This window comes from Rhodococcus marinonascens NBRC 14363 (assembly GCF_001894885.1).
GTDB classification, from domain to species: Bacteria; Actinomycetota; Actinomycetes; order Mycobacteriales; family Mycobacteriaceae; genus Rhodococcus_F; species Rhodococcus_F marinonascens.
In genome coordinates this window covers 1-13,135 of sequence record NZ_BCXB01000017.1, presented here as the reverse complement: position 1 = coordinate 13,135, position 13,135 = coordinate 1, and the positions used below count along the sequence as shown (strand labels likewise).

General features: G+C 64.0%; 13 protein-coding genes, 1 tRNA gene and 2 pseudogenes. 12 read left to right on the top strand and 4 right to left on the bottom strand.

Translation table 11 applies throughout. The annotated features are described in order from the left end of the window. Positions 1-12 precede the first annotated feature (12 nt). The 3 genes from RM2_RS13890 to RM2_RS13880 are packed head-to-tail and all read left to right on the top strand — an operon-like array spanning position 13 to position 940. Positions 13-213, top strand: coding sequence for a DUF4244 domain-containing protein (locus RM2_RS13890; protein WP_072690153.1), 201 nt, complete (start codon positions 13-15; stop codon positions 211-213). Then, entirely contained in the window at positions 213-587 is a 375-nt protein-coding gene (locus tag RM2_RS13885) for a TadE family type IV pilus minor pilin (RefSeq protein ID WP_072690151.1), read from the top strand. The genes RM2_RS13890 and RM2_RS13885 overlap by 1 nt, the downstream gene beginning before the upstream one ends. Beyond that, on the top strand, positions 584-940 hold the full coding sequence (locus RM2_RS13880; protein WP_072690150.1) for an Rv3654c family TadE-like protein: 357 nt from the start codon (positions 584-586) through the stop codon (positions 938-940). Before RM2_RS13885 ends, RM2_RS13880 begins: the two co-directional genes overlap by 4 nt. A gap of 135 nt (positions 941-1,075) precedes the next feature. On the opposite strand, the pseudogene RM2_RS25930 reads toward RM2_RS13880, so the two are convergent. Then, a pseudogene (locus RM2_RS25930) lies at positions 1,076-1,246 on the bottom strand (Zn-binding domain-containing protein); the annotation flags it as partial. Between the two features lie 33 nt (positions 1,247-1,279). Here RM2_RS25930 and RM2_RS13870 point away from each other — a divergent pair. Continuing rightward, a complete protein-coding gene (locus tag RM2_RS13870) occupies positions 1,280-1,678 on the top strand; it encodes a CpaE-like family protein (RefSeq protein WP_373863337.1) in 399 nt (132 codons plus the stop codon). A 44-nt stretch (positions 1,679-1,722) separates the two neighbouring features. Here RM2_RS13870 and RM2_RS13865 read toward each other — a convergent pair whose 3' ends face one another. Both RM2_RS13865 and RM2_RS13860 read right to left on the bottom strand, forming a co-directional pair. Next, on the bottom strand, positions 1,723-2,853 hold the full coding sequence (locus tag RM2_RS13865) for an NAD(P)/FAD-dependent oxidoreductase (RefSeq protein WP_072690145.1): 1,131 nt from the start codon (positions 2,851-2,853) through the stop codon (positions 1,723-1,725). An 86-nt stretch (positions 2,854-2,939) separates the two neighbouring features. Further along, positions 2,940-3,281 carry an NAD(P)-binding domain-containing protein gene (locus RM2_RS13860; RefSeq protein ID WP_072690143.1) on the bottom strand — a complete coding sequence of 114 codons (342 nt, stop codon included), beginning with the start codon at positions 3,279-3,281 and terminating at the stop codon, positions 2,940-2,942. 428 nt (positions 3,282-3,709) lie between these two features. On the opposite strand from RM2_RS13860, the pseudogene RM2_RS25235 reads away from it, so the two are divergent. Further along, positions 3,710-3,843: pseudogene (locus tag RM2_RS25235) on the top strand (DUF4244 domain-containing protein); the annotation flags it as partial. A gap of 271 nt (positions 3,844-4,114) precedes the next feature. Here RM2_RS25235 and sftH read toward each other — a convergent pair. Then, positions 4,115-6,463: a DEAD/DEAH box helicase gene (sftH, locus tag RM2_RS13850; protein ID WP_072690141.1), complete on the bottom strand. Its 2,349-nt coding sequence runs from the start codon at positions 6,461-6,463 to the stop codon at positions 4,115-4,117. Positions 6,464-6,860: 397 nt separating this feature from the next. On the opposite strand from sftH, the gene RM2_RS13845 reads away from it, so the two are divergent. The 7 genes from RM2_RS13845 (at position 6,861) to RM2_RS13820 (ending at position 13,041) form a co-directional block, all read left to right on the top strand. Further along, on the top strand, positions 6,861-7,064 hold the full coding sequence (locus RM2_RS13845) for a cold-shock protein (RefSeq protein ID WP_072690139.1): 204 nt from the start codon (positions 6,861-6,863) through the stop codon (positions 7,062-7,064). Positions 7,065-7,203: 139 nt separating this feature from the next. Then, the gene (locus RM2_RS13840) at positions 7,204-7,842 is read left to right on the top strand and encodes a hypothetical protein (protein ID WP_245813933.1); all 639 of its coding nucleotides are present in this window, start codon (positions 7,204-7,206) and stop codon (positions 7,840-7,842) included. A gap of 83 nt (positions 7,843-7,925) precedes the next feature. Continuing rightward, entirely contained in the window at positions 7,926-10,817 is a 2,892-nt protein-coding gene (topA, locus tag RM2_RS13835; RefSeq protein ID WP_072690137.1) for a type I DNA topoisomerase, read from the top strand. A gap of 52 nt (positions 10,818-10,869) precedes the next feature. After that, positions 10,870-12,084: a DNA polymerase III subunit delta' gene (locus RM2_RS13830; RefSeq protein WP_072690135.1), complete on the top strand. Its 1,215-nt coding sequence runs from the start codon at positions 10,870-10,872 to the stop codon at positions 12,082-12,084. A gap of 31 nt (positions 12,085-12,115) precedes the next feature. Next, positions 12,116-12,188 (top strand) — tRNA-Thr (locus RM2_RS13825). Positions 12,189-12,672: 484 nt separating this feature from the next. Then, positions 12,673-12,795, top strand: coding sequence for a hypothetical protein (locus RM2_RS25640; RefSeq protein ID WP_281250418.1), 123 nt, complete (start codon positions 12,673-12,675; stop codon positions 12,793-12,795). Positions 12,796-12,843: 48 nt separating this feature from the next. After that, positions 12,844-13,041 carry a hypothetical protein gene (locus RM2_RS13820; RefSeq protein ID WP_072690133.1) on the top strand — a complete coding sequence of 66 codons (198 nt, stop codon included), beginning with the start codon at positions 12,844-12,846 and terminating at the stop codon, positions 13,039-13,041. The last annotated feature ends 94 nt before the right edge of the window (positions 13,042-13,135 follow it).

The window sequence follows — 13,135 nt, the reverse complement described above, 5'->3', positions numbered from 1 at the left end:
AGGGGGAACACCATGGAACGTGGGATCGCCGCATTGACGGCCAGACTGACGCTGCTCGCAGTGGAGGAGGATGGAATGTCGACGGCAGAGTATGCAATCGGCACGATCGCGGCCGCAGCGTTCGGCGCCGTTCTCTATTCGGTCGTGACCGGCGACAGCATCGTTACGGCGTTGACAAATATCATCGACAAAGCGCTGAACACCGCGGTGTGATGACTTCCGTTGGGGGGCTTATCCGGTCGGAGACCGGAGGTGTAACGGTGGAGGCGGCGATCGCGATCGCCTCGATCATGGCGGTGGTCGTGCTGTGTGTCGGCGCGATCACTGCGGCGACGTTGCAGGTCCGCTGCGTCGATTCGGCACGTGAGGCTGCCAGGCTCGCCGCTCGTGGTGATCGCGAGTCAGCGATCTCGACCGCAGCCAGGGTTGCCCCCGACGGTGCCGAAGTAAGAGTCCGGGCAGAGGGAGAGTTCGTCGTCGCGACTGTGCGGGTCAGCAGTCCACTCCTTCCACTCGTGAACATCTCGGCAGAAGCCGTCGCGGCACTCGAGCCCACGGTTCCGGGGTGGAGCGGGGGAGGACGGTGAGTTCGGTGATCGCCGATGACCGAGGTTCCGCGACGGTGCTGGCGTGCTGTGCGCTCGCAGCATTGGTCGCGATCACGGCGATGTTGATGCAGGTCGGGACGGTGGTGTCGGTACGGCACCGGGCGCAGTCGGCCGCGGATCTGGCTGCTCTTGCCGCGGCGATCGGGTTGGACCATGGCACCGACGCGGCGTGCGCCGCTGCACATGAGGTCGCGGAACGGATGCGCACCGCGGTGATGTCCTGCGAGGTGGAGGGCTGGGACGTGGAGGTGGCCGTTACGGTGCCGGTGCCTCTGTCCTCGTTGGGCGTCCGTGACGCGAGGGCTGTGGCGAGGGCGGGTCCGGCCGAGTGAGGTCTGTGCAGGCGCGATCTCCGACTGCATGACTCGCTTCACCAACGATCAAGTGTGCGTATGAGTTCGCGCGCAATGGCGTCGAACGGTCGGTCTGCCGAACCGATTCTGGGTCGGTAAGGTCGGCCGTTCGCGTCAGCCCAGCGACTCCAAGACCGCAGTGAGGACCCGTATCGCCCCCGCCTTGTCCAGGGGGTCGTTTCCGTTTCCGCACTTCGGTGAGTACACGCATGACGGGCAGCCTGTCGTGCATTCGCATGACTCGATCGCTTCTTTGGTCGCAGCGAGCCAGCGGGTGATCTCGGCGACGCACTCCCACCCCTGGGCGAGCGGCTTCGGGTGCTCGCCTGCGGCCGGAGCAGTCACGGTGGTGCGGGGCCGACGGCGGCCGCAGTCCGCGCGGTGATCGACGCCGGCCGTCATGCGGGCGATCTGGTCGTCTGCGATGCGTCCCGCTTTCCCAGCCAGGTCACGGAGACTGTCCTGGAAGTGGCGGATCTGGTGCTTCTCGTCGTGCCCGCCACCGTGCGCGCATGCATCGCCGCCGGGAAAGTGTCGAAGTGGATCGCCGAGCGGAACCCTAATCAGGGCTTGGTGGTTCGCGGACCGGCGCCCGGCGGACTGCGCGGGCCCGATGTAGCGGAGGCACTCGACCTACCGCTGATCGCATCGATGCGCGCAGAGCGCGGACTCACCGGGACGCTCGAACACGGCGGGTTCAGGCCGGGCAGACGTTAGATACACCACGCCCCGGGACGCAACCCCGAGCGAAGCGGGTTCTGCTAGTCGCGTCCGAACCACCGCCGGATTTTGGTCGCGGCGAACTCGGACTTGTCCGCAGCGATCGCCGCCGACGGGCCCACGACCATGGCTCCGTGCGGTGTTTTACCGGGGGGAAACGTGACGTCGATCGTGGCGACCTGCTGGTTGCCGAACTCCAGGTGGCAGATGCCTCTGCCCCCGTAGGGCTGTGACTGACCACCTCGGCATCTGGCGATGAGCGCTTGGGCGACCACCACGGCCTGGCCCGCCGCGAACACGCCCGTCTTGGGCGTGCCGACACTGGCGACGTCGCCCAGCGCAAAGACGTCGGTGAACCGTGTCTGCAATGTGTACGGGTCCACGGGCACCCATCCGTCCACACACATCCCGGCTTCCTCGACCACAGCAGGTACGCGATGAACTGGCACGCCCAGAAAAAGGTCGTACTCCATCTCGTCACCGCCGGCGAGCCTGGCGATGTTTCGGACCGGATCGATCTCCCGCACCATGTCATTAGGATAAAAGCCGATGCCCCGCTCCTTGAACGCCGCCAGCACGGCCCTCGAAGCGTCGGGTGCGGGCGGGAACGGGCTAGGCAATGGCAGCACCAGGGAAATGTCTGACCCTTCGCGCAGTCCACGCTCGGTGAGGAAGTCGTGGAGCAACAGCGCCGCCTCGCTGGGCGCCGGGGGGCACTTAAACGGCGTCGACGTCACGCCGACGATCACCCGCCCGCCTGAGAAGTCGGCCAATACATCAGCGGCAGCGAACGCTCCGGCCTCCGTGTAGAACTCTTGACCACCCTCGAGTAGGCCTGGTGTGGCCGCCGGGTCAAGGTCCGCGCCCAGAGCCACCACGAGCACGTCGCCCTCATAGGGGCCAGCGTCGGTCTGCACTCGACGTCGCATGGGGTCGATCGACAAGATGGTCGCCTGGACAAACTCAACTCCGGGTTTTATGCAGTCCCGATACGGGTGAAAGACGCTTTCGGGCGTGGCCCGGCCGAACATCACGTCCAGCTTCGAGAACCCGAAGACGAAGCCTTCCGTCTTGTCGATCAGGATGACCTCGGCCTCCTCACCGAGCGCATCGGACAACTCCGTCGTCAGTTCCAAGCCACCGAACCCCGCACCAAGCACTAAAACCCTCATGTCAGTCCTTCCTTTCTGTTGTGGTTTCTAATACAGACGTCATACCCCCATAGGTATATTCCCCAAGCTGCCTGCGACCTTGCGGTTCAAGTTGTTGGGCTGCAGCCGTTACACGGCCTCGGCGATCGCGTTGCTGAGCATGCGCACCAGATCGGCAAGGCGATCGGCGATGCGGCCCGCTCGGTGGCCGAGGTCACCACCTCCTCGAGGTCCCTCCGGGAGGACACCATGCTGAACACTCGGTCGTGGTCGGCCAGATCGACGGGTCTTCGCGCAATCGCGGCACCATGGTCAGCCAAGGCCTGCCCCTTCGACGCAGTGGGGTTGCAAACGGTGACGTCGTGACCGGCATCGAGCAGCCGGGTGACGAGCTCAGATCCCATCCGGCCGACACCGATCCAGCCGATTTTGAGCGTTGAGACGGACATCGTTGTTCCCTACTGTCGGACCGTGGCATTGGGCACGCTGGCCAGCGTTATCGGAGGGGGCGTGGACAGCGCCGACGAGCAACTGATCGGCCATCTAGGGATTGGGCAGCACCGCTTGGGCGCGACCGGTCGGCGATCGGCTCGGTGTTCGCCTCGTTGAGCGTGTTCTCGACTGGATCCGGCCCGCAGAGAAGTAGTAGAACTCCTCGCGCATGGAGCTGAGCGGTGAGCCCGACGCACTGAGCCCAGGTGCCACGTACCGAGTACGGATTTCCGCCTCGGTCAGCTGCGCTTTGTCCAACTCGATCACGAATCAGGATCGTAGGCGGACGCGTGGCAATACAGGCTGCGATCACACGGCTTCCCGTTGCGCGTGGTCGGCGCTCGTCGTGCACGACGAGCGCCACTCCGGCTGTTCAGTGTAATCATCAATAGTCGGCTACGCAATCGGCACGATCGCGGCCGCCGCATTCGGCGCGTCCTCTATTCGGTCGTGACCGCCGATAGCATCGTCACGGCGTTGACGAACATCATCGACAAAGCGCTGAACACCGCGGTGTGATGACCTCCGTTGGGGGGCTTTGTCGGTCGGAGACCGGAGGTGTAACGCTTTGCCGAGGTAGAGGGCTGGGACGTGGAGGTGACCGTTACGGTGCCGGTGCCTCGGTCCTCGTTCGGCCTCCGCGCCGCGAAGGCTGTGGCGAGGGCGGGCCCGGCGGAGTGAGGCCTGGACAAACGTCGATGCATTGATCAAGTGCGCGTTGGAGTTCGCGCGCTTCCATAGAACGGTCGGCCTGCCCACCTCTTCGCCGTCGGTAGGTCGGCTGTTCGCGTCAGACCAGTGCCTCCAAGACCGCGGTGAGGACCCGTATCGCCCCCGCCTTGTCCAGGGGGTCGTTTCCGTTTCCGCACTTCGGTGAGTACACGCATGACGGGCAGCCTGTCGTGCATTCGCATGACTCGATCGCTTCTCTGGTCGCATCGAGCCAGTGGGTCATCTCGGCGTGGCCCCGGTCGGCGAATCCGGCGCCGCCGGCGTAGCCGTCGTAGACGAACACCGTCGGTAGCCCGGTGTCGGCGTGCAGGGCAGTGGAGACGCCGCCGATGTCGCCTCGATCGCACACCGCGACCAGTGGCAGCAGGCCGATGGCGGCATGCTCGGCGGCGTGTAGTGCACCGGGCACACATTCCGCCGGAACACCTGCCCGCATGAGAAGTTCCGGGGTGATCGTGTACATGACTGCGCGGGTGGGCAGGGTTTGCGCCGGCATGTCCAACTCGACCGCGTCGAGGACCACACCCGAAGATAGCCGGCGCAGATACCCGGTCACCTGATGGGTGACCTCCACTTCGGCCAGTACAACTTCGAGTTCGCCGAACAGTTTTTGCTCGAGCACCGCCGTGACGGTGATTTCGGTGGTCTCGCGGGCGGACGTCGTCCAGTCAGGCTCCTCCGCGTGCACCAAGGCGAGTCCCTGTTCCAGGTCGAGTTCGTCGACGACATACGACTCTCCCTGATGGAAGTGAACGGCACCGGGGTGCACTGTCGCGGGCGCGCGCCCCGCATCGACGGTTCCGAGCATTCGTCCCGATTCGGTGACGACAATTGCAACCTGGGTGCCAATTCCGCCCCGAATATTCAGTGCACCATGAGGATTTGTGCCGGCGGTCACGAACCAGCCATGCACCCGGCGTCGAATCAACCCCTGCTCTGCGAGTTCTCCGAGGAGCCCGACTGCACCGAATTCTTCGGCCTCTGCGTCAGACAATGGTAATTCCATTGCCGCGCAAAGCAGCTGTGGACCAAGAACGTACCGGTTGCTAGGGTCGGTGACAGTCGCCTCGACGGGCTTGTCCAGCAACGCAGACGGGTGGTGCACCAAATAGGTGTCGAGGGGGTCGTCACGGGCAACGAGAACTACCAGCGCGCCTTGCCCGCGACGTCCGGAACGGCCCCCCTGCTGCCAGAATGATGCCACCGTTCCGGGGAATCCAGCCACCACGACGGCGTCGAGGCCGACGATGTCGACTCCGAGTTCCAGTGCGTTTGTCGTGGCTGCGCCAAGTAGGGTGCCGTTGGCGAGTGCGGCCTCGAGTTCGCGGCGGTCCTCGGCCAGATAGCCCGCGCGATACGATGCAACCCGCGACGCGAGTTCGGAATCAACTCCGCCGAGTAGACGTTTGGTCGTCATCGCCGCCAATTCTGCACCGCGCCGCGAGCGGACGAAGGTGAGAGTACGAGCCCCCTCGACGATCAGGTCAGCCATGATCCGCGCTGCCTCCGCGACTGCAGATCTGCGCACCGGACTGCCGTTCTCCCCGGTCGACTCACGCACGAGTGGTGGCTCCCAGAGCGCCACCGTTTTGGGCCCTCGCGGTGAACCGTCTTCCACTACCTCGGCACAGGGTGCGCCAATCAGGCGCGCCGCCGCCGCGCCGGGGTCAGCGGTGGTGGCAGAGGCGAGCACGAAGACGGGATCGGCGCCGTACCGTGCGGCGATACGGCGCAGACGACGCAGCACCAGTGCCACATTGGAGCCGAAGACGCCACGGTAGGAGTGGCATTCGTCGATCACCACGAAGGCGAGACCGCGGAAGAAGTGCGCCCAACGTTGATGAGTGCGGAGCAAGGAAATGTGCAGCATGTCGGGGTTGGTGAACAGCCACCGTGAATTCTCTCGGGCCCAGTGCCGTACCTCGAGTGCCGTGTCGCCGTCGAATACGCACGGACATGCGCTGCGGAGTTCGTCCTCCGAGTCGATGAGTGAGGTTACGGCCCGCAGTTGGTCGGCGCCGAGTGCTTTGGTGGGTGAGAGGTAGAGGGCAGTCGCCCGCGGATCCGTTGCCAGAGTGGTGAGTACCGGAAGCTGATAGGCCAGCGACTTGCCCGACGCAGTGCCGGTGGAGACGACGACGTTCGTCCTCTGGTGGGCCAGGTTGGCGGCGGCGGCCTGATGACTCCAAGGGAGGGCGATCCCGTTCTCCTGCATGGTCCGAACGACGCTCGGATGTGCCCAGGCGGGCCATTCGGAAAATGAGGAAGTCCGTGCCGGAATCTCCGCGGCGAATGTGAGGGGGGATTCGTTGTGGGGAAGACCCTCGAGAATCCGGTCGAGCAGTGCGCGACCGTATGTTCCGGCCGTATCTCCACTGCTGTCACGTGGTGAAAACGGTGCGCTCACTATTGTCTCCGGGCTGTCGTAGGGGACGGGCGAGTAGCTTCCATGCCGCCACGACCTGCGCATTAATGCTAACGAACGTTTCTTGGAGTTGTTGTCCGGGGGCGGCGGGCACTTGGCGAATGCGGCGTTTGACGGCCTTCCGCTATCAGATCGACTTTTTTTGTACGAATTGTGCGGATTTCTACTGTTGTGTGTGCGGTGTTCATGGTTGACTACAACTGGTCGCAGCTTCTGTGTTCGTGGACTTGAAAGAGTGAGCGTTCGCAGGATCGATGTTGCGAACGCGGTGCTCTCGCTTTTCCTGAGGGGGAAATCTAGTAGTACAGCGCTCGGAACCGGCCCGGCGGACTGTATGGGCTGTCCGTCGCATCCGGTGGTTAGAAAGAGAAGGAAAAGCATGGCACAGGGCACCGTGAAGTGGTTCAACGCGGAAAAAGGCTTCGGCTTCATTGCGCCGGAGGACGGCTCCGCTGACGTTTTCGTCCATTACTCCGAGATTCAGGGCAGCGGTTTCCGCACCCTCGAGGAGAACCAACGCGTGGAGTTCGAGGTAGGTCAGGGAACCAAGGGTCCCCAGGCCACCGGCGTTCACGCAGTCTGATTCTGCCGTTCACCATTGTGAACATGTAGTTCAGGCGGACGGGGTCCTCGTGGCCGCGTCCCTGTCGTCCCCCATCGCCTGAGGCGGTGGGGGACGACGCGTTCTACGACAATGGTGCCGTGGCAAAAGGAATACTTCAGTGAGCCAACTCTCTTTCTTCTCCGCCGAGGCAATGCCGCCGGCGATCACCGACCTGAGTGGGCTCCTCGCCGCGCCGGGTCAGGTGGTTGCGTCAGGTGGGCGAGCGAGGATCTCGATCATGGTGGATGCCCTGTGGCGGGCTGAGGGGATCGCAGAGTTGATCGCCCAGGCCGGCCTCGAGGTCGAAATCACGCATAGCGACGAGGGCAGTCTGCTGGTCCGTACTGGATCCGTCCTCGAGTTGGGTCCACTCGCTGAACAATGGACCAGGGGGGCGGTCAAGGCAGTGCCTGCGGGCTGGGTTCCATCGGGGCGCCAGTTGAGGATGTGGGCGTTGGCCTCGGGTCGGGGTGAAGTTGCGGGTCAGCGGATTGTCCTCGGGCTCGATCCGCACGCCCCGGATACCCACGCACCGTTGGCCCAGGCCCTGATGCGAGCGGGTATCGCGCCGACCCTGATCGGTACGCGCGGGTCCGGTCCGGGGCTACGGATCTCTGGTCGGCGTAGGCTCGGCAGACTCATCGAGAGCATTGGTGAGGCGCCACGAAATGTCGATGAATCGCGTATCCGGCCAGAACCGCGGGGCCGTGTAGGCGGTATTGATCTGCGAGGATGGGTTCCGGGTATGTCACCCTAGTAATAGGCGAACCGGGTATAAAAGGGTTTGTCTGCACAATTGTCGAATGGCAGCGATCAACTTCAGGAAGGCTCGGGCTACTGGTGGCTAAAGGGGACAACGGCAGTGCACAGGGTGCGGCGGGAGCGTCCGGACTGCCTCGCCGCCTGGTAATCGTCGAGTCGCCGACCAAGGCCCGCAAGATCGCTCCGTATCTCGGAAAGAACTATGTGGTGGAGGCGTCGGTCGGCCATATCCGCGATCTTCCCCGCGGAGCTGCGGACGTCCCGGCCAAGTACAAGGGGGAGTCGTGGGCGCGGCTCGGCGTCAACGTCGACCACGATTTCGAACCTCTCTACGTCGTCAGTCCGGAGAAAAAGTCCAAGGTCGCGGAGCTGAAGAGCCTCCTGAAGGATGCCGACGAACTCTTCCTCGCCACCGACCCCGACCGAGAGGGCGAGGCGATCGCCTGGCACCTCCTCGAGACCCTCAAGCCGAAGATCCCGGTTCGCCGGATGGTCTTCCACGAGATCACCGAGCCGGCCATCCGCGCGGCGGCCGAAGACACCCGCGAGCTCGACACGGACCTGGTCGACGCACAGGAGACCCGCCGGATCCTCGATCGTCTGTACGGGTACGAGGTCAGCCCGGTGCTGTGGAAGAAGGTCATGCCGAGGTTGTCGGCAGGCCGAGTGCAGTCCGTTGCGACCCGCGTCATCGTCCAGCGGGAGCGTGAACGAATGGCGTTCCGTTCGGCTTCCTACTGGGACATCTCCGCCACCCTCGATGCCGGGTCCGAGGCGAGCCCTCGCAGTTTCGGGGCGCGTTTGGTGAGCGTCGATGGTTCCCGTGTGGCGTCCGGCCGTGACTTCGGACCCGACGGCCAGTTGAAGACGAGCACGGTCACTGTTCTCGACGAGGCTAGCGCGCGCCGACTGGCCGAATCCCTTGCCGGCGTCGACCTCACGGTCTCGTCCGCGGAGAGCAAGCCGTATACCCGTAAGCCTTATCCCCCGTTCATGACCTCGACGTTGCAGCAGGAAGCGGGCCGCAAACTTCGCTTCACGTCGGAGCGGACGATGCGGATTGCTCAGCGACTGTACGAAAACGGCTACATCACCTACATGCGTACAGACTCGACGACGCTGTCGCCGTCTGCGATCGCCGCAGCCCGAGCGCAGGCTACCGAGCTCTACGGCGCTGAGTATGTCCACCCGTCGCCGCGGCAGTACACCCGCAAGGTCAAGAACGCGCAGGAGGCTCACGAGGCCATCCGTCCCTCCGGTGATATCTTCCAGACCCCTGGTCAACTCCATTCGCGCCTCGATACCGACGAGTTCCGGCTGTACGAGCTGATCTGGCAGCGCACGGTCGCGTCGCAGATGGCAGATGCCCGCGGCACCACGTTGACGCTTCGCATCTCCGGCACCGCGGGGACCGGCGAGGAATGCACGTTCTCCGCCTCGGGCCGGACGATCACGTTCGCGGGTTTCCTGAAGGCGTACGTGGAGAGTGTCGACGAGGAGGCGGGCGGCCAGTCCGACGACGCCGAGTCGCGGCTGCCGGTCCTCGTCGAGGGCCAGGCGGTTACCGCCACCACGCTCGATCCCGACGGTCACACCACCAATCCGCCTGCCCGCTACACCGAGGCGAGCCTCATCAAGACCCTCGAGGAACTGGGCATCGGCCGCCCCTCCACGTATTCGTCGATCATCAAGACCATTCTCGATCGGGGTTACGTCTACAAGCGAGGTAGTGCGCTGGTCCCTTCTTGGGTGGCGTTCGCCGTCATCGGCCTCCTCGAGATGCACTTCGGACGGTTGGTGGACTTCGATTTCACCGCTGGGATGGAAGACGATCTCGACGCGATCGCCGGCGGTCGGGAGCAGCGAGGCAACTGGCTGAACAGCTTCTACTTCGGGGGCGATCACGGAGCCGAGGGTTCGGTTGCCCGTGAGGGCGGACTGAAGAAGATGGTCGGCGTCAACCTTGAGGAAATCGATGCCCGCGAGGTCAACTCGATAAGGCTGTTCGACGACGCCGACGGGCGGGAAGTGCACGTCCGGGTCGGACGTTTCGGTCCATATCTCGAGCGGGTGGTTCAAAATCCGGATGATCCCGAAGGCGATCTCATCTCGCAACGAGCTAACCTGCCCGACGACCTTCCGCCGGATGAGCTGACCCCTGAGTACGCAGAGAAGCTGTTCTCGACGCCGCAGGAAGGTCGCAAGCTGGGCGTCGACCCGATCTCCGGGCACGAGATCGTCGCGAAGGAAGGACGCTTCGGCCCGTATGTCACGGAGATCCTGCCCGAGCCGGAACCGGAGCCCGAGCCGGCGGTGGTGCCGGTTTCCGACGAGGCGGCGGATGGGACCACCAAGACGAAGACCGCGGCAAAGAAGGCCGCTGCGAAGAAGGCCGCCGGACCGAAGCCGCGGACGGGGTCACTGCTCAAGTCGATGGACTTGGCCTCAGTGACTCTTGATGACGCCCTCAAACTTCTGGCGCTACCGCGTGTGGTGGGTGTCGACCCCGAATCGAAAGACGAGATCACCGCACAGAACGGCAGGTACGGCCCATACCTCAAGAAGGGTACGGATTCGCGGTCCCTAGCCACCGAGGACCAAATCTTCACGGTCACCTTGGACGAAGCTCTGAAGATTTACGCGGAGCCGAAGCGCCGTGGGCGTCAGGCCGCTGCGACTCCGCCGCTGCGCGAACTGGGGGTCGACTCGATCAGCGAGAAGCCGATGGTGATCAAGGACGGTCGGTTCGGGCCGTACGTGACGGACGGCGAAACCAACGCCAGCCTCCGAAAGGGCGACGAGGTGGAGTCCGTCACCGACGCTCGTGCATCGGAACTGCTGGCAGACCGCCGCGCCCGTGGTCCCGTCAAGAAAAAGCCGGCCGCGAAGAAGGCGCCCGCAAAGAAGGCTGCGAAGAAGACCGCGGCTAAGAAGGCGCCCGCAAAGAAGGCTGCGGAAAAGAAGGCGTGAGCCGCTACCTCGGACCGATCGAGATGTCGCAGGTGGCGGATAGGCTCTGCCAATGACCGTATTCGACCGGTTGGTGGGCCAAGAGCACGTCGAGGCCGAACTGACGGCCGCGGCTACCGCGGCCCGCAGTGGAGTTGGTTCGATGGGCTCCGCGATGACGCATTCGTGGCTGTTCACCGGACCACCCGGATCGGGTCGGTCGGTGGCCGCGCAGTGTTTCGCCGCTGCACTCCAATGCACCAGCGAAGACGTCCCTGGGTGCGGCGAATGCCACGCCTGCACCACAGCGATGGTTGGCACTCACGGCGACGTTCGGCAAGTTGTCCCGGAGGGTTTGAGCATCAGCGTCAAGGAGATGCGTGCCATCGTGCAGATGGCGTCTCGGAGACCGAGTACGGGGCGCTGGCAGATCGTTGTGGTCGAGGACGCCGACCGACTCACCGAGGGTGCGGCCAACGCACTCCTGAAAGTGGTCGAGGAACCGCCGGACCGCACGGTGTTCCTGCTGTGCGCGCCTTCGGTGGACCCCCAGGATATTTCGGTGACCTTGCGCTCGCGCTGCCGGCACATTCGCCTGGTCACGCCGTCGGCAGAATCGATCGCAAAGGTTTTGTGCGAGCGAGATCGAGTGGATCCAGGCGAGGCGCAGTTGGCGGCGTCGATCAGTGGCGGCCACGTGGGACGTGCGCGGCGGTTCGCAACGGATCTGAACGCCAGGGTGCGGCGCAAGGATGCTCTAGACGTCGCTGTAGCAGCATTGCGCCCCGTGACCGCGTTTGCTGCCGCCGAAGAACTGGTGCGGTCGGCCGAAGCGGAAGCGAAGGAGATGAGCGCCGCACGGGACGAGCAGGAGACCGAGGAGTTGCGGACAGCACTGGGTGCAGGCGGCACCGGCAAGGGTGCGGCCGGAGCCCTCCGTGGCTCGGCCGGGGTTCTGAAGGACCTCGAGAAGCGACAGAAGTCCCGAAACACTCGCACGGGGCGCGACGCACTTGATCGTGCGCTCGTCGATCTGGCGGGCCTCTACCGTGATGCGTTGGCTGTCGCGTGGGGGTCGAGCGCCGCCGCGAATCACCCCGACATGGCCGATCGAGCTGCCGACCTCGCCTCACGGACAACCCCTGAAGGTCTTCTGAACTGCATCGAAGCGGTCCTCGGGTGCCGCGAGGCGATCAGCGTCAACGTCAAGCCGCAGTGGGCTGTCGATGCCATGGTGGCCAGTCTTGGGGACGCGTTCAGGGAGCCGTTTTCGCATACACGGGGTTGAGGCGCTAGACTCGCCACCGCCGAAAGGCACCGCTGCCTTAGCTCAGTCGGTAGAGCATTTCACTCGTAATGAAAAGGTCGAGAGTTCGATTCTCTCAGGCAGCTCAGGGGAAAGCCACAGGTGAACATTTCACCTGTGGCTTTCTCGTTCCCAGGGTCGTGCGACGATACGAAAACCATGGTGGGCTTTTGCGTTTCGAAACCCCTTCGACACCAGATCTGGGTGGCCGAGCGGCTCGAGTCGCCCCGTCGGTATGAGGTGCAACACGTCCGTCCGGTTTGTCTGGTCCGCAACGTGATGCATGCGGATCACGGAATGGTCGACGACGGTTCACACTGAAGTGTGGCCGCTGTTCCCAGAAGGGGGCGGCTCCATCCACCATGACCGCGACAATCATCTTGACAAGTTCGGCAGCAGCCCTACGAACGGCGATCGAATCGTGAACACTGGACATACGGGCACGCGAGATGGATCGCTCCCGACGGTGCGGGGTTCACGCGCGGTGCGCTGTTGCAGCAGGTGCCGTCGTCTCTGCCACGATCCTCATCAGCCGGGTTCGTACGTGCGAAACAGAAAGTCGGTTCACAGATGGCAATGCAGGTTTTCTCCTTGATCGCGATGCTGGGCGCGTTGATCGTTCTCATTCCGACCGCGCTTCGAGTCTTCGGCAAAAAGGGCAGAGTGACGGATAAAGACAAGACTGAGGAGTGAGCGGGTCGGACGCTCGACAACCCACCTCCGCACCGCCATGATTTCGATATGGGCGATTCGTTGAAGGACCGGGTGCGAGAGAAGCTGCTGCGTCAGTTGACAGAGGACGGGGGGCACCCAGTCCAGCAGGCAGAGGGAGACGATCCTCGATTGGTCTCCATCGACTCCGACCTGGCGACATTGGAGCAGGCCTCCGAGGGAGATGTGGTGATCGAGGAGTTGGCCGTCAAGTACTGGGTGCCTTGACGTAATGCTCTGATGGCCGTGACCTGGCGATTTGGTTTTGTGGTGGGGGTGGCGTAACTTATTTCAGGTCAGAGCGACACGGACACCGACTTCC

Coding starts and splice junctions, on each gene's coding strand:
- RM2_RS13890 (WP_072690153.1), top strand. CDS start 13: ATGGAACGTGGGATCGCCGCATTGACGGCCAGACTGACGCTGCTCGCA.
- RM2_RS13885 (WP_072690151.1), top strand. CDS start 213: ATGACTTCCGTTGGGGGGCTTATCCGGTCGGAGACCGGAGGTGTAACG.
- RM2_RS13865 (WP_072690145.1), bottom strand. CDS start 2,853: ATGAGGGTTTTAGTGCTTGGTGCGGGGTTCGGTGGCTTGGAACTGACG.
- RM2_RS13860 (WP_072690143.1), bottom strand. CDS start 3,281: ATGTCCGTCTCAACGCTCAAAATCGGCTGGATCGGTGTCGGCCGGATG.
- RM2_RS13845 (WP_072690139.1), top strand. CDS start 6,861: ATGGCACAGGGCACCGTGAAGTGGTTCAACGCGGAAAAAGGCTTCGGC.
- RM2_RS13830 (WP_072690135.1), top strand. CDS start 10,870: ATGACCGTATTCGACCGGTTGGTGGGCCAAGAGCACGTCGAGGCCGAA.
- RM2_RS25640 (WP_281250418.1), top strand. CDS start 12,673: ATGGCAATGCAGGTTTTCTCCTTGATCGCGATGCTGGGCGCGTTGATC.
- RM2_RS13820 (WP_072690133.1), top strand. CDS start 12,844: ATGGGCGATTCGTTGAAGGACCGGGTGCGAGAGAAGCTGCTGCGTCAG.